This is a genomic window from Paraconexibacter antarcticus (genome assembly GCF_024220175.1).
GTDB lineage: Bacteria > Actinomycetota > Thermoleophilia > Solirubrobacterales > Solirubrobacteraceae > Paraconexibacter > Paraconexibacter antarcticus.
On the sequence record NZ_CP098502.1, the window covers coordinates 789,985 to 807,180 of the forward strand.

Genomic DNA, 17,196 nt, shown 5'->3' on the forward strand with positions numbered 1-17,196 from the left:
CGGCCCGCCCCTCACCCCCCGAACGCGCCCGGGGCCAGCGCCACCGCCGCCCGCAGCCGGAGCGAGCCGGGGTCCGTCTCCCCGGTGAGCGCGAGGATGCGCCGGACGCGGGCGCCGACGGTGTTGGGGTGGACGCCGAGACGGCGGGCGGTGAGGCTGACGTTCATGCCCTCGTCGTGGAGGGCGCGGAGGGTCTCGACGAGGTCCGCGCCGAGCGGGGCGAGCGTCCGCTGCGCGAAGGCGCGGGCCTCGACCGGGTCGGACTGCAGCAGCGCGACGACCTCGACGGCGGCGTAGTGGACGACGACCGCGCCCCGGACGCCGCCGGCGCGGGCGACCTCGAGGGCGCGGCGCGCCTCGGCGTGGGTGGTGCGGAACCCGTCGAGCCCGCGGCCGGGTCGTCCCGCGGCGATGACGACGCCCGGCACCGCCGCGAGCGCCGGCGGGCGCGCCGAGGCGACCCAGGCGTGGAGCACGTCGCCGGCGCCGGGGGCCGTGAGCGCACGCGGATCGAGGCGCGCGGCGGCCGCCTGCAGGCGCTCCAGGCGATCCTCCGGCGTCCCGCTCGGCAGCGCCCAGAGCGCGAGCCCGACGTGGGTCCGGTCGATCGCGTACCGCAGCCGCGCGCCGGCGGCCTGCACGTCCGGCCGCTCGCCGGCGAGCAGGTCGCGGAGGGTCTCGGCGCGCATCGTCTCGCGCTGCGCGCTCGCGCGCCCGACCTCCTCGGCGTGACGGTCCAGCAGCGGCTGCAGGACGGTGTCGACGTAGTCGAAGAGGAACGCCGACGTGTGCGCCGTCGCCTCGTCGAGCGTCGCGGTGTCGGGGCAGTGGGGGCGCAGCAGCCGCTGCCACCCGGCCCACACCTCGCCGTGGCCGATCCGGTAGGCGCGGAGCAGCTCGGCCGGGCTGCGGCCGTCCCGGACGAGGTCGGCGGCCCACCGCAGCGTCTCCGGCGGCGGGACGGCGGTGCGCGGGTCCGTGCTCGCGCCGAGCATGCCCGCGATGAGCGTCACGTGGGCGAGGGTGGAGGCGGCGAGGCTCGCGCGCATCTCCTCGTCGGTGATGTCGAGCCGCTCGCAGATGACGGCGTCGGTTGCCGACGCGACGGCGGGCGCCTCGACGGCGAGGTCGCGGGCCGCGACCCGGACGGCCGCGCGGGCCGCGTCGGACATGGTGTGCACATCCACATCATCCCCGCCGGACGCCTGTGGTGATCCACACCCCGCGCCGCGAGTGCCCGGGCGAGACTCGGCCCATGGACAGCACCTATGACGTCATCGTGTGCGGCGCCGGCGCCGCCGGCTGCGTGATCGCGGCCCGCCTCAGCGAGGACCCGGGCCGCCGGGTGCTCCTCATCGAGGCCGGTCCGCACAACCGCCGCCTGTCGGTCGTCGCCCCGGCCGCGTTCTCGAGCCAGTTCGGCACGAAGCTCGACTGGAACTACTGGACCGAGCCCGAGGAGAACCTCTTCGGCCGCAGCCTCCACGAGCCGCGCGGGCGCCTGATGGGCGGCTGCTCCTCGATGAACGCGATGATGTACGTGCGCGGCAACCGCTACGACTACGACTCGTGGGCGGCGGACGGCGCCACGGGCTGGACGGCCGACGAGTGCCTGCCCTACTTCACGCGCAGCGAGGACAACGCCGACCTCGGCGGCCCCTACCACGGCCGCGGCGGCCCGATGCACGTCGAGACGAACACCCCCGACCCGGTCACGCGCAAGATCGTCGACGCCTGCGTCGAGGCGGGCTTCGACCGCCTCGACGACCTCAACGGGGCCCGGCAGGACGGCGTCGCCTTCACCCAGGTCAACCACAGGCACGGCATGCGGCACGACACCGCGACCGCCTTCCTCTCCGGCGCCCGCAAGCGCCCGAACCTCACGATCCTCAAGGGCGCGGTCGTCCAGCGCGTCGTCGTCCGGGGCGGTCGCGCGGAGGGCGTCGAGATCCTCCGCGGCCGCGAGAGCATCCGGCTGAACGCCACCGACGAGGTCGTGCTCAGCGCGGGCGCGTTCGGCACGCCCGAGATCCTCCAGCGCTCGGGCGTCGGGCCCGCCGACCACCTGCGATCGGTCGGCGTGACCCCGGTCCTCGACCTGCCCGCCGTCGGCCGCCACCTCATGGAGCACCCGTTCCAGTTCGTGAACTACGAGCTCACCGGCGCGGACCAGGGGCTCTTCGACGTCGCCCATCCCAAGCACCTCGCCCGCTGGCTCGCGCGGCGCGACGGCAAGCTGACGAGCAACGTCGGCGAGGCGCTCGGCTTCTTCCGCACCGACCCGTCGCTCCCCGCCCCCGACATGGAGCTCGTCATCGCGCCGCTGTTCTTCTGGGAGCACGGCAAGCGCGAGCACCCGCGGCCCGCGTTCAGCCTCGGCCTCTCCTACGTCGCCCCGACGAGCCGCGGCAGCGTGATGATCGACTCGCCCGACCCGCGCGCGAAGGCGAAGATCCGGCTGAACATGCTCAGCACGCAGGCGGAGGTCGACGCGATCGTCCGCGGCGTCCACAAGGCCCGCGAGATCGTGTCGATGCCGGCGCTCGACGGGCTCCGCGGGGCGGAGATCAACCCGGGGGTCTGGGTCGGCGACGACTACGCCCTCGCCCAGTGGGTGCGCAGCACCGTCGAGCACACCTACCACCCGACGAGCACCGCGCGCATCGGCACGCCGGAGACCGGCGCCTGCGACCCCGAGCTCCGCGTGCACGGGATCCTGAACCTCCGCATCGGCGACGCCTCGGCGATGCCGACGATCACCCGCGGCAACACGCACGCGCCGACGATCATGATCGGCGAGCGGTGCGCGGCGTTCATCCGCGGAGAGCGGCTCGCGTCCGGACCGCCCGCGGCGCTGGCCGCGACCGCCTGACCTCGGGGCTTCCCCGACCCGCGTGCGCGTGTGTGGGAGGCTCGGGGGATGAAGCGCGTGGGCGAGCCGATGCTGGGGACCGTCCCCCGGCGCTCGCCCGCGTGCGAGGCGCTCATCACGAGGATCGCCGGCCGGATCGAGAACCGGGTGGACCCGATCGCGGACCGGATGATCGAGCGGGTCATGGCCGAGATGGACCTCGGCACCGAGGACGAGGACCTGCACGAGGATCTGCTCGCGGCGGCGCGGGGCAGCGTCGCGCTCATCACCGCGATGGCGCGGACGTGGACGGACCCGCGCGTGGTCCCGGTGCCCCACGACGCGCTCGTGTGGGCCCGCGGGCTCGTCGCCCGCGGCCTCGCGATCGACGCGCTCCTGCGGGTGTACCGGATCGGCCAGTCCGGCTACCACGAGGTGTGGCACCGCGAGCTGCTCGCGAGCGGCGAGGACCCGGCGCTGCTGCTCGAGGCGATGGCGGCGATGGCGGCGTTCACCTTCACGTGGGTGGACGCGATCTCGCTGCCGCTCGTGCGCGCCCACGAGGACGAGCGCGTGCGGCGCCTGCGCAGCGCCGACGCGATCCGCTCGGAGACGGTCCAGGCGCTTCTCGCCGGCGCGCCGATCGACGTCGTGACCGCCGAGGCCCGGCTCGGCTACCGCCTGGCGCGGGCGCACGTCGCCCTGATCGCCTGGCTCGAGCCCGACGCGCCGGCCGAGGCGCTCGACGCCCTCGACGAGCACGTCGGAGCGGCGACGTCGGCGCTGGCCAGGCCGGGGACCCGCCCCCTGCTCCTGCGCGAGGCCCCGCGGATCGCCTTCGCCTGGGTGGTCCCCGACACGACGGTGGCGGACGCCGCCGCGCGCATGACCGCGCGGCTGGAGGGGACCGGGGTCCGCGTCTGCCTCGGAGCGGCCGGGGACGGCCCCGACGGCTTCCGGTCGAGCCACGACCAGGCCCGCCGGGCGCGGCGGGTCGCGCGCCTGCTGCACCTCGAGGCCCCCGTCGTCGCCTACCCGGAGGTCGCGGTCGCCGACCTGCTCACCCAGGACATCGACGCGGCGCGGGCCCTCGCCCGCACGACGCTCGGCCCGCTCGCCGGGGACGACGCCCACGCCCGCCGGCTGCTCTCCACGCTGCAGGCGTTCCTCCAGGAGGGGCGCAGCTACGCCCGCACCGCGCGCCGGCTCGGCGTTCACGAGAACACGGTCTCCTACCGCGTCCGCCGCGCGCTGGAGACCGCCGGCGCCGCGGACACGGACGCCCTCTGGGTCGCGGTGCAGCTCGCGCCGCTGCTGAGGCCGGAGCACCCCTGAGCGCCGGATGTTGGGGAATCCACCAGTCCGTCCGCGGCTCTTCGTGGACGGACTCACCACGGCGGTCCGGCGTGCGGAGATCATCGGCCGATGAGCACGCTCGCCGATCCCCTCGACCTCGCCGCCAAGGCCTTCTGGGCCCAGCACCCCGACGTGCGCGACGAGGCGTTCGCGCGGATGCGCGCCGAGAAGCCCGTCTTCTGGAGCGGCCCCGCCGAGTCCGACCTGCTGCCGCCGGAGGAGAACGTCAACGGCTTCTGGTCGCTGACGAAGCACGCGGACATCCAGTTCGCGAGCCGCAACCCGAAGATCTTCTCCTCGGCCCAGGGCATCACGATGGAGGACTTCTCCCCGGAGATGACCGAGATCGCGCAGTCGTTCATCGCGATGGACGCGCCGCGCCACACGCAGCTGCGCGGGATCACGATGGACGCCTTCAAGCCCGGCAACATGCGCAAGCTCGAAAGCTGGGTCCGCGGCCACGCCCGTGACCTCATCGACGAGATGGCGCACCTCGGCAGCGGCGACTTCGTCGAGCTCGTCGCCGAGCCCATGCCCGGCCGGATCTTCGGCTCCTTCTTCGGCCTCAAGCCCGAGCACCACCAGGAGACGATCCGGGCCGCGCAGGACCTCCTCTCCTGGACCGACCCCGACGTCACCGGCGGCGTCGAGCCGCTCGAGCACTTTGCCAACTGCGTGATGACGCTGCGCCTCACCGCGGCGGAGCTCGCGGAGGAGCGCCGCGCGGACCCGGGCGAGGACCTCATGACCTGGCTCGTGGAGGCCGAGTGGGAGGGCGAGCGGATGACCGACGACGAGATCGGCGCGTTCTTCGTCCTGCTCGCCGTCGCCGCCAACGACACGACCCGTCACGCCTCCGCCGGCGCGGTCCACGCCTTCACCCGCTTCGCCGACCAGCGCGCGCTCCTCGTCGAGGACGTCGAGGGCCGCGGGGAGGGCGCCGTCGAGGAGGTGCTGCGCTACGTCTCGCCGCTGCTGCACATGCGCCGCACCGCCATCCAGGACGTCGAGGTCCGCGGGCAGCAGATCAAGGCCGGCGACAAGGTCGTCCTCTGGTACTGCTCGGGCAACCGGGACGAGGAGGTCTTCGACCACCCGTACGACCTGGACATCCTCCGGGACAACCGGCGCCACCAGGCGTTCGGCGGGGGTGGCCCGCACTTCTGCCTCGGCAACGCTGTCGCCCGCACGACGCTGAAGTCGCTGCTGTCGGAGATCTACACCCGCATCCCGGACATCTCGGCGCCCGAGCCCGACTTCCTCGTCGCGAACTTCATCAACGGCATCAAGCACCTGCCGGCGACGTGGACGCCGGAGGCCCGCTGACCCGCGCCGCCCGCCGTCAGGACGGCTGCGGCTCGCCGAGCCAGGCGAGCTCCTCGGCGAGCATCTGCTCGGCGGTGGCGCGGACGCGGCCGGGCCGCTCCACGCCGGCCAGCAGCCCGATGCCGGCGAGCAGTGTGACGAGCCGGTCGGCGCGGTGCCGGACGTCCACGCCGGGAGCGAGGTCCCCCGCGCGCTGGGCCTCGCCGAGCAGGTCGGCGAAGATGTCCCGCAGCCCCGTCCAGCCCGCGCGGTAGCCGACGGAGAGGGGGTCGCCCTTGGCCGCCTCGCCCCAGGCGGCGACCCAGATCTGCCACTCCCTCCGGCGGACCGGGTCGATCGGGAGCATGACGTCGACCGCGCCCGCGAGCCGCTCGAGCGCGGGTCCGTCGCCGCGCGCGACGCGCAGGACGCGGGCGGCGGCGTGGCGGTTCGTGGCGTCGAGCACCGCCTCCATGAGCTCGTCCTTGTCGGCGAAGTAATGCGTGATGTAGCCGGTCGACACGCCGGCCTCGGCGGCGATCACGCGCATGCTCGCCGCGTGGACCCCGCGCTCGGCGACGGCCCGCGCACCGGCGTCGATGATGCGCGTGCGCGCCTTGGGGTCCCGGATCGAGCGTGCCAAACCGCGGCCCACGGTACGAGACGGGCGGGGCCGTGGCAAGGGCTTTCCAAAACATTTGTTACGAAACAGTCGTTATGATATCTCTACTCGTCCCAGGTGGTCTGGGAGCCGGCCCGGTCCTTCACGAAAGCGAGTCCACGTGTCCCTGATCCTCACCGACGAACAGCAGGACTTCGTCGCCGCCGTCCGCGACTTCTGCCAGCGGGAGGCCGGGACCCGCGAGCAGCGGGACAAGCTCACCGACTCGTTCGCCGAGCCCCACAACGTCGCGCTCTACCAGAAGGTCGCCGACCTCGGCTGGACCGGCATCGCGATCCCGGAGGCGTACGGCGGCGCGGGCGGGGGCGCGGTCGACATGTGCCTGTTCCTCGAGGAGATCTCCTACGGGCAGCTGCCGATCGGCGGGTACGCGGTGACGCAGATCAGCGCCGGCCCGTACGAGAAGTTCGGGAGCGACGCCCAGAAGGAGGAGGTGCTCGGCGGCATCGTCGCGGGCAACGTCGAGGCGATCGCGATGTCCGAGCCGGAGGCCGGCTCGGACGTCGGGGCGCTCCGCTGCCAGGCGGTCCGCGAGAACGGTCACTACGTGATCAACGGCCAGAAGACGTGGATCAGCGAGGCGCACTACGCCGAGCACATCCTGCTCGTCTGCCGCACCGACGCGACGGAGAAGAAGCACGAGGGGATGACGATGCTCATGGTGCCCAAGGACGCCGAGGGCATGGAGATCCGCAGCATCGAGACGATGGGCGGGCGGGTCGTCAACGACGTCTTCTTCACCGACGTCCGGGTCCCCGCCGAGAACCTCATCGGCGCCGAGGGCGGGGCCTGGATGCAGCTGATGGCCGGCCTGAACACCGAGCGGCTCATCATCGCCGCCCAGTCGCTCGGCTTCGCGCGCCGCGCCTTCGACGACCTGCTCGCCTACGTGAAGGAGCGCAGGCAGTTCGGCCGCCCGATCGGGTCCTTCCAGGCGCTGGCCCACCGCATCGCCGACCTCGGCACCGAGGTCGAGGTCTGCAGGCTCCTCGTCTACGACGTGGCGCAGAAGGTCGACGCGAACCCCGGCGTGCTCCTCCCGCGCGAGGCGTCGATGGCGAAGCTCAAGGTGACGGAGACCGGCAAGAAGGCCGCCCTCGAGGGCATGCAGATGATGGGCGGCTACGGCTACGCGACGGAGTACGACATGGAGCGCCACGTCCGCCAGAACCTCGTCTCGACGATCTACGGCGGCACGAGCGAGATCCAGCGCGAGATCATCGCGAAGACCTACGGGCTCTGAGGGCCGTGCCCGCCTCCGCCGCCCGGCCGACCCCGCCCGCGGGCATGCGCGCCGCGCTCGACGCCGTCGCGCCGCTCGCCCTCGGCAACGCCAACGTCATCATGCAGCTCGCCCGGCTGCCCGTGGGGCGGGGGGTGGCCGAGAGCACCGTCGACAGCGGCCGGGTCGACCGGCATCCGGTCAAGCGCCTGCGGACGACGATGCAGTTCCTCGTCGTCGCCACCCACGGCACCGACGAGGAGCGGCGGGGGCTCCGGGCCGAGATCAACCGGCAGCACCGGCAGGTCCGCTCCGCGCCGGGCGCCGAGGTCGCCTACAACGCCTTCGACGCCGACCTGCAGCTGTGGGTCGCCGCCTGCCTGTGGCGGGGGACGGAGGACACGCTCCGCTGGCTGTACCCCGAGTTCGACGAGGCGGAGCTCGACGCGTGCTACCGGTGGGCCGAGCGCTTCGGGACGACCCTGCAGGTCCGCGAGGGGATGTGGCCGGCGGACCGGCGCGCCTTCGAGACGTACTGGGACCAGGGGCTCGCGCAGATCAGGATGGACGACGTGAGCCGCCGCTACCTCCAGCGCCTCACCGTGCTCGCCGGCTACCCGGCGCCGCTGCGGGCGACCGCCGGGCGCGTGCTCACCACGCTCACGCTCGGGTTCCTCCCGCAGCCGTTCCGGGACGAGCTCGGCCTCCCGTGGACGGCCGCCGACGAGCGCCGCTTCACGCGGCTGATCCGCATCCTCGCCGCGATGAACCGCCGGACGCCCCGCGTGGTCCGGCAGCTCCCGATGAACGCCTACCTCTGGGACGTCCGCCGCCGGCTGCGGACCGGCCGGCCGGTCGTCTGACGGCCCGACCGCACCCCAGCGCGTGAACGGTGGGTCACGCGCGTGGATGGCCCGCCGCCGGGCCTCGCCCGTAGGCCTCGTGATGGGACGCATGCGACGCAAGGGGGATCTGCCGTCGAAGCCGTGCGTCGTGTGCGGCCGGCCGATGGTGTGGCGGCGCAAGTGGGCGCGCGACTGGGCGCAGGTCCGGTACTGCAGCGAGCGCTGCCGCCGCGCGCAGCGCTGACACGGCCACCGCGGCGCCCCGCGGGCCTCACGCGGCCGGCCCGAGCCAGCGGACGATCTCGAGCGCGAGGCCGACCTGCAGGCCGCGGTCGCCGATGGGGGCGGGCAGCAGCTGCTCGGCGCGGGCGAGCCGGTTGAGGACCGTGTTGCGGTGGGCGAACAGCGCGGTGGCGGCGCGGGTCGCGTTGTGCTCCTCGCGGAGGTAGACGCGCACGGTCTCGCGCAGGTCGGCGTCCGCGGTCGACAGCGGGCCGAGCGTGCGCGTGACGAACTCCCGGGCGCGCTCCTCGTCCTGCGTGGCGAGCGCGACGACCTCGACGTCGTCGAAGGACGCCGACCGCACCCGCCCGGGCGCGCGGTGCAGGAGCCGGAGCGTCGCGAGGGCGTCGAGGTGCGAGCGGCGGAAGCCGTCGAGGCCGTGCGCCGTCGGGCCGAGGGCGATGCGGACCTCGGGGAACGGCGCGGCCGCGGCGGCGACCGCGTCGGCGGACGGCGTCTCGCCCCCGGGCACCCAGACCCACAGCGACGTCACGCTCCCGGACACGGTGAACGGCCGCCGCTGCCCGACCGCGCGGGCGAGCGCCTCGGCCACCTGCTCGAGGGCGCCCGGGTCGGCGGCCGCGGTGTCGACGGCCACGATCGCGGCGGTGTGCGGGCGGTCGAGGGCGTAGCCGAGCCGGGTGCTCGCCCGCTCCGCCGAGATGGGGGCGCCCTCGAGGATGAGCGTGACGACTTCGAAGCGCTCGGCGTGCGTGCCGCGGGTGAGGCGCTCGCGCTCGCGGTCGATCTGCGTCTTGAGGCCCGCGAGGATCTCGTCGACGTACGTGAAGATCGACCGCGCGGTGATGTCGAGGAGCTCGGCGAGCTCGGCCGGGTCCGCGGTCATCCCGAAGGCGAGCTGCATCCACTGCCGCCAGGCGACGTTCTGCCCGGTCCGGTAGGCGTCGAGCGAGGACCAGTCGAGGCCGCGGCGGACGAGGTCGCGGGCGATGCCGAGCACCTCGGGGCCGAGGTCGGGCGCGACCGGCGCACCGGGGGCGACGATGTTCGCCCGGGCCCAGTGCAGGAGGTTCAGCCGGTTCGTCCGCTTGATCGCGGCGACGAGGGCGGGGTCGGCGAGGATCGCCGGCTCGGCCCCGCTGAGCGTCGCCGCGTCGACCTCCGCGAAGACCTCGTCGGGGGCCTCGGCGAGGAGCTCCGCGGCGGTGCGGATGAGGGCGGCGACGCCCGGCGACGGGGGCTCCCAGGCGGCTCGGGTGCTCACCGCCCGAGCCTAACGGGCGAAGTGCACAATTGCACCGTCACATACGGGGCAGATCGTCCTTTCGCCGGGGCGGAGGGTCGGGCACCATCGAACCTACGATGACCGTGCTCCCCGAGACCGCTTCCACCCACGTCGACGTGCTGATCGTCGGCGCCGGCCTGTCCGGCATCGGTGCCGCCTGGCACCTGCAGGACAAGCAGCCCGGCCGGAGCTACGCGATCCTCGAGGCGCGCGGCGCGAGCGGCGGGACGTGGGACCTCTTCCGCTACCCCGGGATCCGCAGCGACTCGGACCTCTCGACCTTCGCCTACGCGTTCAAGCCGTGGACGGGCGAGAAGGCGATCGCCGACGGCCCGGAGATCCTCGAGTACATCCGCCGGACGGCGTCGGAGAACGGCATCGACGAGCACATCCGCTACGGCCACAAGGTCGTCGCCGCGGACTGGTCCAGCGAGGAGGCGCGCTGGACGGTCACCGCCGAGCGCGCGGACACGGGCGAGACCGTGACGCTCACCTGCGGCTGGCTCTTCTGCGCCTCCGGCTACTACGACTACGACCAGGGCTTTTCGCCGTCGTTCCCCGGGGCCGAGGACTTCGCGGGCCAGACGATCCACCCGCAGCACTGGCCCGAGGACCTCGAGGTCGAGGGCAAGCGCATCGTCGTCATCGGCTCCGGCGCGACCGCGGTGACGCTCATCCCGGCGCTCGCCGCCCGCGGCGCCCAGGTGACGATGCTCCAGCGCTCGCCGAGCTACATCATGTCGCTGCCCTCCCGCGACGTCATCGCCGACAAGCTCCGCGCCTGGTTCGGGGACGCGCGCGGCCACGAGCTCACGCGCCGGAAGAACATCTTCCAGCAGCGCAAGCTCTACAGCTTCTGCCAGAAGCACCCGACGCTCGCCCGCCGCATCATCCGCAAGCTCACCGAGAAGCAGCTGCCGGCGCACATCGACGTCGACACGCACTTCAAGCCGAAGTACGGCCCCTGGGACCAGCGCCTGTGCGCCGTCCCGAACGGCGACCTCTTCCGGGCGCTGCGCGCCGGGACCGCGGACATCGTCACCGACGCCATCCAGACGTTCACGCCGGCCGGTGTCCGCCTGCAGAGCGGGACCGAGCTGCCCGCCGACATCATCGTCACCGCGACGGGCCTGAACCTCAAGCTCTTCGGCGGCGTGCAGGCGACCGTCGACGGCGAGGCCGTGAACCCCGCCGACTGCCTCGCGTTCCGCGGCATGATGCTCTCTGGGATGCCGAACTTCGCGTTCGCGATCGGCTACACGAACTCGTCGTGGACGCTGAAGGTCGACCTCGTCTGCGAGCACCTCTGCCGCCTGCTCGCGCACATGGACGCCGCCCGGACCGACACCGTCGTGCCCGTCCACGACGATCCGAGCGCCCCGACGCGGCCGCTCATGGACTTCGGGGCCGGCTACGTGCAGCGCGCGCTCGACCAGCTGCCCAAGCAGGGCGCCGACGCCCCGTGGCACCTGGCGATGGACTACCGCGAGGACGTCGAGCACCTGCGCAACCAGCCGCTCGAGCACACCGCGCTCGCCTTCGAGCGCCGTGCCGCCCGCGACCTGGCCGTCGCGGCATGAGCGCGCTCGGCGGGAAGGTCTGCGTCATCACGGGCGCGGGCTCCGGCATCGGCCGCGCGCTCGCGCTCGACCTCGCCGGCCGGGGCGCGCGCCTCGCGCTCTCCGACGTGGACGAGGCCGGGCTCGCGCAGACGGCGGCGCTCGTCGGCCCCGGGGCCCACACCGCGCGGCTCGACGTCGCCGACCGCGATGCGTTCGTCGCCTACGCCGAGGCGGTCGCCGGGCACTTCGGCGTCGTGCACCAGGTCTACAACAACGCCGGCATCGCCTTCCGCCGCACGGTGCTCGAGTCCGACTGGGCGGACTACGAGCGCGTCCTCGGCATCAACCTCTGGGGCGTCATCCACGGGACGAAGGCCCTCCTCCCGCACCTCATCGCCTCCGGCGACGGCCACGTCGTGAACATCTCGAGCCTCAACGGCATCATGGCCCAGCCGGACATGAGCCACTACTGCACCGCGAAGTTCGCGGTCCGCGGCTTCACCGAGACGCTCCGCACCGAGCTCGACCGCGACGGTCACCCCGTGAAGACGACGGTCGTGCACCCGGGCGGCATCAAGACGAACATCGCCTCCGCCGCGTTCGCGCGGGCGAAGGCCGACGGCCTCCCGGTCACGCCCGCCGACGAGCGCCGGGTGAAGCTCTACAACGACAAGCTCCTGAAGATGGACCCGGCCCGGGCGGCGAAGACGATCGTCGACGGCGTCGTGGCCGGCCGGCCGCGGGTCATGGTGGGCAACGACGCGAAGCTCCTCGACGGCCTCGTGCGGCTCCTTCCGAGCCTCGCCCCGCGGCTCATCGTCGCGGGCGAGCGCCGGCTGGGCTGAGCGGCCGGGCCCGCCCGCGTCCGGGGCGCGTGCGCCCGGCCATGCCCCGCGAGGTGGCTACCCACTTCTGGGGCGGCCCTGCGACACCCGTCCGCACGCCTTGCCGGCGGGCGTGGCGCGGCTCTACGGTCGGCGCGCCGGCTCGCGCGTGCGGGCCGTCCACCGACGCCACCCTGCCTGCCTTGACCGTCCTCCTCATCGTCGCCGCCGGCTGGCTCGCCCTCTGCGTGCCCGCCTCGATCGCGCTGCTGGCGCTCGGCCGCGCCGCCGGCGCCGGCGACACCCAGCCGGCCCCGCAGCCGGTGTGGCCGCACGGCAGCGCGGGGCCGTTCCCCGGCCGCCGGGCCAGCGTCTGCTCCGGCTGCGCCGTCGTCGTCGTCAGCGACGACGAGCACCCGCGCTGCCCGCGCTGCGACGGCGAGACCGCCTTCGCCCCCGGCGTCGGCGCGCGGCACGTCACCGCCGTCTGAGCGCGGCCGCCGGATGCGGCGGGAGCGATGCCCGGGAGCAGGGCCTGCTGCCGGGGTGACGCCGTCGAGGAGGTCGAGCACCTCGAGGGCGGCCGCGCGCAGCGCGCCCGGGCGGGCCGGCGCGTAGAGCGGGCCGTTGCCGTCCGCCAGCAGCGCCCGGGCGCGCTGCAGGCCCTCGGTCGTCACCGGCCGGGGACGCCGGAGGCGGTCGGCGAGCTCGAGGAGGGCGGCCCGCGCCTCGCCGGCGGCCTCGGGGGCGGGCGGGACGACGGGCGACCAGGCCGGACGGTGGCCTGCGTCGGCCCGCGCCACCGCCCGCTCGATCCCGTCGGCGACGGCCCGGCGCCGGCGTCCGGCACCGGCGCGGAGGCGCAGCGACAGCGGGCCGGCGACGGGAAGGCTGAGCTCCATGGGACCACCATCCGTCCGCGCCCGTGAAGGCCGTGTCCGCACCGCGGGTCCCGGTATGCAGATGTTGTGAAGATCGGCCCCGGGAGGCCCTCGGACCGTCCGGATGGCCGGGTCGCGGCGCTAACGTCGCGCGCCGCATGTCCTCCACGCCATCCGGGAGTCCCCGGTCCCATCCGGGCGCCGCCGCCCTCGTCCTCGGGGCGCTCGGCGTCGTCTTCGGAGACATCGGGACGAGCCCGCTCTACGCCCTGCAGGCGGTCTTCGCCGCCGACGGCCAGGCGGTGAAGCCGACCCAGGGCGACGTCTACGGCATCCTTTCGCTCGTCGTCTGGTCGGTGACGCTCATCGTCTCGATCAAGTTCGTGAGCTTCATCATGCGGGCCGACAACGAGGGCGAGGGCGGCATCATGGCCCTCGTCGCCCTCGTGCGCCGCACGACCATCCGGCGTCCGGTGCTGAAGGCCGGCCTCGTCGCCACGGGCCTCGTCGGGGTGGCGCTGTTCTACGGCGACGGGATGATCACCCCGGCGATCTCGGTGCTGTCGGCCGTCGAGGGCGTCAAGGTCGCCGCGCCCCACCTCGGGGCCGTCGTGCTGCCGTTCACCCTCGCGACCCTCGCCGGCCTGTTCACGATCCAGCGCTTCGGCACCGAGACGATCGGGCGGCTCTTCGGCCCGGTCATGGTCGTGTGGTTCGCCGTCCTCGCGCTCGCCGGCGTGGGCCGGCTCGTCGCCCACCCGCAGATCCTCCGGTCGCTCTCCCCGACGTACGCGGTGGACTTCTTCCTCGCGCACCCGCGCATCACCTTCATCGCGCTCGGCTCGGTCGTGCTCACCGTCACCGGCGCCGAGGCGCTGTACGCGGACATGGGGCACTTCGGGCGCCGCCCGATCAGCCGCGCGTGGTTCCTCGTCGTGTTCCCGGCGCTGACGCTGAACTACATGGGGCAGGGGTCGCTCATCCTCGAGGACCCGAGCACGATCTCGAACCCCTTCTACCTCCTGCTGCCCGGCTGGGCGCAGATCCCGATGGTCTTCCTCGCGACGGTCGCGACGCTCATCGCCTCGCAGGCCGTCATCTCCGGCGCGTTCTCGGTGACGCGGCAGGCCGTCCAGCTCGGCTTCCTGCCGCGCGTCGCCATCCGCCACACGTCCGACTCGGCGATCGGCCAGGTCTACGTCCCGGCCGTCAACTGGGCGCTCTTCGGGGCGGTGCTCGCGCTCGTCGTCGGGTTCGGCTCGTCCGCCCGGCTCGCGACCGCGTATGGCATCGCGGTGACCGGCACGCTGCTCATCGACTCGATCCTCTTCCTCGTCGTGGCCCGGCTGCTGTGGGGACGGCCGCGCTGGGCGATCGCCGCGGGGGTCGTCGGCTTCGTCACGGTCGACACCGTCTTCCTCGCGGCGAACACGACGAAGATCGTCCACGGCGGCTGGTTCCCGCTGCTCGTCGGGCTGCTCGTCTTCGTCGTGCTCAGCACGTGGGACCGCGGGCGCGAGGAGGTGACGGCGGCGCGCGTCGCCGCGGAGGGCTCGCTCGTCGCGTTCGTCGAGCACCTGCACGGGGTCGTCCCGCCGGTCACGCGGCTGCCCGGCGTCGCGGTCTACCTCAACCCGAGCCGGGAGACCACCCCGCTGGCGCTGCGCGTGGGTGTCGAGCGCATCCACGGGATCCCGGCCGAGGTCGTCATCGTCACGATCGAGACCGCGGACGTGCCGCACGTGCCGCCCGGCGACCGCGTGACGTGCGACCCGCTCGGGCACGAGCACGACGGCTACAGCCACATCACGCTGCGCTTCGGCTACCAGGACCGCCCGGACGTCCCCGCGACGCTCGCCCGCGCGCGGCGCGGGAAGCCCGGCCTCGCGACCGACTTCAACCCGTACCACGCGACGTACGTCCTCTCCCACATCACGATCACCCCGACGAACCCGAAGGGCCGGATGCCGCGCTGGCGCAAGGGCCTGTTCGTCGCGATGGCGCGCAACGCGACGAGCCCGGCCGACTACTTCGGGCTCCCCGCCGAGCGGGTCGTGACGATGGGGGCGCAGATCCTCATCTGAGAGCGCTGCGCCGCCGGCAACTCGCGTCCACCCGCCTCAACCTCTGGGGGTGGGCGGCCGATCATCCACTCAGGCCCCGCGACACCGGACGGGGGCACGACCCGACACGGAGGTCGGACGTGGAGTGCACTGCCAAGGAGGCCACGACGTCGAACGCGCGAGCGCCGCGCAGCCGCGAGGCGTCGCGCCTCCTGGCCGCAGGCGTCGACCGCTGCGAGAAGCTTCCGGTCCTCGACCGCGCGCTGCAGCGCGTCCTCGCCCTCGCCGATCTCGAGGAGACGACGCTCGGCGACCTCGTCGGCGCCCTGGAGCAGGATCCCGGCCTCGCCGCCAACGTGCTGCGCTTCGCGAACGCCGCGGCCAACCCCGTGCGGATGCCGGTCCGGACCGTGCGCCAGGCGGTCACCCGCGTCGGCCGCAAGAACGTCCGCCGGCTCGCGCTCGACTCCGTCGCCTACCGCTTCTTCGAGCGCGCGGAGGGCAACGGCGGCGTCTCGCGCGGGCACCTCCACCTCCACGCGCTGCAGGTCTCGCGGCTCGCGATCGTCTGCGCCGAGCGGGCGGGCATCCCGACCGACGGGCCGCACCTCGCGGGCCTGCTGCACGACTGCGGGAAGCTCGTCATGCCGATCGCGTTCGGCGAGGCCGCGGTCGATGCGATCGCGACGGTCTGGTCCGCGGGGCATCCCCGGGCACGCGCCGAGCTCGACCGCTTCGGAGCCGACCATGCGCACGCGGGCGCGCTGCTCGCCGCCGGCTCCGGGGTCGACGACGAGATCGTCCGGGCGATCGCCTGGCACCACGGCGGCGACAGCGGGCGGGACTGCCCGGACCGCGTCACCGCGTGCGTCCAGCTCGCCGACCAGGTCGCGGCCGCGATCGGCGGGGCCGAGCTCGACGACGAGCTGTGCCACGTCGCGCTCGGCGTCCTCGGCCTGCCCGACATCCTCATGGACGAGCTCGCGCTCGCCGCCGGCTTCCCGACCACCGGCGCGGCGCCCATGTCGGAGCTCGTCACGCGCGTGCGGGAGCTCGAGGCGCTCGCGACGACCGACGACCTCACGGGGATCGCCTCTCGCCGGCACTGGCTCGCGCACGTGCGCTCCGAGCTGTCGGCCGGGGTGGCGGGCGGCATCATCGCCCTGGACATCGACGCCTTCAAGACGATCAACGACACGCACGGGCATCAGGTCGGCGACGTCGTCCTCTGCCAGGTGGCGCAGGCCGCGGCGACCGTCGGCTTCGCGGGCCGGCTCGGCGGCGACGAGCTCGCCGTGTGGGTGGCGGCCGGTTCGCGGTCCACGCGCGAGGTCGCCGAGCAGATCGTCCGGCGCGTTCGCCGTGACAGTCAGGCCGGCGGGCCCACGGTGACGGTCTCCGCGGGGACGGCGGCGACGACCGGCGGCGGTGACCTCGAGCGCCTGCTCGCGTGCGCCGACCAGGCGCTCTACGGCGCCAAGCGGCAGGGCCGCGACCGCGCGGTCGACATCGGGTACCCCGTCGCGGCGGCCTGAGGCGGCGCGCCGCGCGGGGCAGGCCGCCTCAGGCGGGCTGGGCCGCCCGCGTCTCGACGAAGACCGGGGTCACCGGCACGCCGAGGTGTCGCAGCTGGTGGACCACGTCGAGGTGCAGGCGGTCCCCGATCGGGTGTGGGCGGGTCTCGACGATGATCTCGTCGAACGGATACGTCCGGCGGACCTCCTCGACGGCGTCCATGACGTAGTGGCGGACCGAGACCGTCCCCTCGATCGGCGCCCCGACCTCCGCGACGAGAGGGCGAAGCAGCCCGTCGAGCTCCTCGCGCGCCGTGCGAACGCGGTCCCGGCGGCTCGGGTCCAGGTGCCATTCCACCGCGGCGGGGTTCGGGACGAGGAGCAGGAAGCGGACGGGGCCCCGCTGCGCGCGCTCACGCATGGCCTCCCGCAGGAGGGGCGTGGGCGCAGGGTGCTCGGCAACGACCAGCACGCGCGTCGGCTGGTTGGACTCAGGCATCTGGTGTCCTTTGTTGCGGCCCCGGAGGGCGGGTGTGTGGTCCCCCGATGCTACTCCCGGAGGG

Annotated in this window: 16 protein-coding genes; 12 read left to right on the forward strand and 4 right to left on the reverse strand. The window is 74.1% G+C overall.

The annotated features are described in order from the left end of the window. Positions 1-11 precede the first annotated feature (11 nt). Complete coding sequence (locus NBH00_RS03860; RefSeq protein WP_254572033.1) at positions 12-1,172, reverse strand: PucR family transcriptional regulator; 1,161 nt, start codon at positions 1,170-1,172, stop codon at positions 12-14. 83 nt (positions 1,173-1,255) lie between these two features. Between NBH00_RS03860 and NBH00_RS03865 the strand changes: the two genes are divergently transcribed. The 3 genes from NBH00_RS03865 to NBH00_RS03875 all read left to right on the forward strand — a co-directional run bounded on the left by NBH00_RS03865 (position 1,256) and on the right by NBH00_RS03875 (position 5,533). Beyond that, the gene (locus NBH00_RS03865; protein ID WP_254572034.1) at positions 1,256-2,872 is read left to right on the forward strand and encodes a GMC family oxidoreductase; all 1,617 of its coding nucleotides are present in this window, start codon (positions 1,256-1,258) and stop codon (positions 2,870-2,872) included. A gap of 48 nt (positions 2,873-2,920) precedes the next feature. Further along, a complete protein-coding gene (locus NBH00_RS03870; RefSeq protein WP_254572035.1) occupies positions 2,921-4,186 on the forward strand; it encodes a PucR family transcriptional regulator in 1,266 nt (421 codons plus the stop codon). A gap of 90 nt (positions 4,187-4,276) precedes the next feature. Further along, positions 4,277-5,533 carry a cytochrome P450 gene (locus NBH00_RS03875; protein WP_254572036.1) on the forward strand — a complete coding sequence of 419 codons (1,257 nt, stop codon included), beginning with the start codon at positions 4,277-4,279 and terminating at the stop codon, positions 5,531-5,533. Between the two features lie 16 nt (positions 5,534-5,549). Here the strand turns inward: NBH00_RS03875 and NBH00_RS03880 are convergent, their stop codons facing one another. Further along, the gene (locus tag NBH00_RS03880; RefSeq protein ID WP_254572037.1) at positions 5,550-6,155 is read right to left on the reverse strand and encodes a TetR/AcrR family transcriptional regulator; all 606 of its coding nucleotides are present in this window, start codon (positions 6,153-6,155) and stop codon (positions 5,550-5,552) included. Positions 6,156-6,294: 139 nt separating this feature from the next. On the opposite strand from NBH00_RS03880, the gene NBH00_RS03885 reads away from it, so the two are divergent. The 3 genes from NBH00_RS03885 to NBH00_RS03895 all read left to right on the forward strand — a co-directional run bounded on the left by NBH00_RS03885 (position 6,295) and on the right by NBH00_RS03895 (position 8,505). After that, positions 6,295-7,437, forward strand: a complete 1,143-nt coding sequence (locus tag NBH00_RS03885) for an acyl-CoA dehydrogenase family protein (protein ID WP_254572038.1) — start codon at positions 6,295-6,297, stop codon at positions 7,435-7,437. A gap of 5 nt (positions 7,438-7,442) precedes the next feature. Further along, positions 7,443-8,279: an oxygenase MpaB family protein gene (locus tag NBH00_RS03890; protein WP_254572039.1), complete on the forward strand. Its 837-nt coding sequence runs from the start codon at positions 7,443-7,445 to the stop codon at positions 8,277-8,279. A gap of 82 nt (positions 8,280-8,361) precedes the next feature. Continuing rightward, complete coding sequence (locus tag NBH00_RS03895; protein ID WP_254572040.1) at positions 8,362-8,505, forward strand: DUF2256 domain-containing protein; 144 nt, start codon at positions 8,362-8,364, stop codon at positions 8,503-8,505. Between the two features lie 27 nt (positions 8,506-8,532). Here NBH00_RS03895 and NBH00_RS03900 read toward each other — a convergent pair whose 3' ends face one another. Further along, positions 8,533-9,768: a PucR family transcriptional regulator gene (locus NBH00_RS03900; protein WP_254572041.1), complete on the reverse strand. Its 1,236-nt coding sequence runs from the start codon at positions 9,766-9,768 to the stop codon at positions 8,533-8,535. A 98-nt stretch (positions 9,769-9,866) separates the two neighbouring features. On the opposite strand from NBH00_RS03900, the gene NBH00_RS03905 reads away from it, so the two are divergent. From NBH00_RS03905 to NBH00_RS03930, 6 genes are all read left to right on the forward strand, one after another. Next, a complete protein-coding gene (locus NBH00_RS03905; protein WP_254572042.1) occupies positions 9,867-11,369 on the forward strand; it encodes a flavin-containing monooxygenase in 1,503 nt (500 codons plus the stop codon). Further along, the gene (locus NBH00_RS03910; RefSeq protein ID WP_254572043.1) at positions 11,366-12,196 is read left to right on the forward strand and encodes an SDR family NAD(P)-dependent oxidoreductase; all 831 of its coding nucleotides are present in this window, start codon (positions 11,366-11,368) and stop codon (positions 12,194-12,196) included. The genes NBH00_RS03905 and NBH00_RS03910 overlap by 4 nt, the downstream gene beginning before the upstream one ends. A 182-nt stretch (positions 12,197-12,378) precedes the next feature. Next, a complete protein-coding gene (locus tag NBH00_RS03915) occupies positions 12,379-12,666 on the forward strand; it encodes a hypothetical protein (RefSeq protein ID WP_254572044.1) in 288 nt (95 codons plus the stop codon). Between the two features lie 27 nt (positions 12,667-12,693). Beyond that, positions 12,694-13,104, forward strand: coding sequence for a hypothetical protein (locus NBH00_RS03920; protein WP_254572045.1), 411 nt, complete (start codon positions 12,694-12,696; stop codon positions 13,102-13,104). 110 nt (positions 13,105-13,214) lie between these two features. Further along, positions 13,215-15,140, forward strand: a complete 1,926-nt coding sequence (locus NBH00_RS03925) for a potassium transporter Kup (RefSeq protein WP_254572046.1) — start codon at positions 13,215-13,217, stop codon at positions 15,138-15,140. A gap of 119 nt (positions 15,141-15,259) precedes the next feature. Further along, entirely contained in the window at positions 15,260-16,654 is a 1,395-nt protein-coding gene (locus tag NBH00_RS03930; protein WP_254572047.1) for a sensor domain-containing diguanylate cyclase, read from the forward strand. 28 nt (positions 16,655-16,682) lie between these two features. On the opposite strand, the gene NBH00_RS03935 is transcribed toward NBH00_RS03930, so the two are convergent. Further along, positions 16,683-17,132 carry a hypothetical protein gene (locus tag NBH00_RS03935; RefSeq protein WP_254572048.1) on the reverse strand — a complete coding sequence of 150 codons (450 nt, stop codon included), beginning with the start codon at positions 17,130-17,132 and terminating at the stop codon, positions 16,683-16,685. Between the last annotated feature and the right edge of the window lie 64 nt (positions 17,133-17,196).

Bases quoted from the DNA above. Each gene is read 5' to 3' on its own strand.
- NBH00_RS03920 (WP_254572045.1), top strand. From the start codon at position 12,694: ATGCCCGGGAGCAGGGCCTGCTGCCGGGGTGACGCCGTCGAGGAGGTC.
- NBH00_RS03870 (WP_254572035.1), top strand. From the start codon at position 2,921: ATGAAGCGCGTGGGCGAGCCGATGCTGGGGACCGTCCCCCGGCGCTCG.
- NBH00_RS03895 (WP_254572040.1), top strand. From the start codon at position 8,362: ATGGGACGCATGCGACGCAAGGGGGATCTGCCGTCGAAGCCGTGCGTC.
- NBH00_RS03905 (WP_254572042.1), top strand. From the start codon at position 9,867: ATGACCGTGCTCCCCGAGACCGCTTCCACCCACGTCGACGTGCTGATC.
- NBH00_RS03875 (WP_254572036.1), top strand. From the start codon at position 4,277: ATGAGCACGCTCGCCGATCCCCTCGACCTCGCCGCCAAGGCCTTCTGG.
- NBH00_RS03935 (WP_254572048.1), bottom strand. From the start codon at position 17,132: ATGCCTGAGTCCAACCAGCCGACGCGCGTGCTGGTCGTTGCCGAGCAC.
- NBH00_RS03860 (WP_254572033.1), bottom strand. From the start codon at position 1,172: ATGTCCGACGCGGCCCGCGCGGCCGTCCGGGTCGCGGCCCGCGACCTC.
- NBH00_RS03865 (WP_254572034.1), top strand. From the start codon at position 1,256: ATGGACAGCACCTATGACGTCATCGTGTGCGGCGCCGGCGCCGCCGGC.
- NBH00_RS03910 (WP_254572043.1), top strand. From the start codon at position 11,366: ATGAGCGCGCTCGGCGGGAAGGTCTGCGTCATCACGGGCGCGGGCTCC.
- NBH00_RS03925 (WP_254572046.1), top strand. From the start codon at position 13,215: ATGTCCTCCACGCCATCCGGGAGTCCCCGGTCCCATCCGGGCGCCGCC.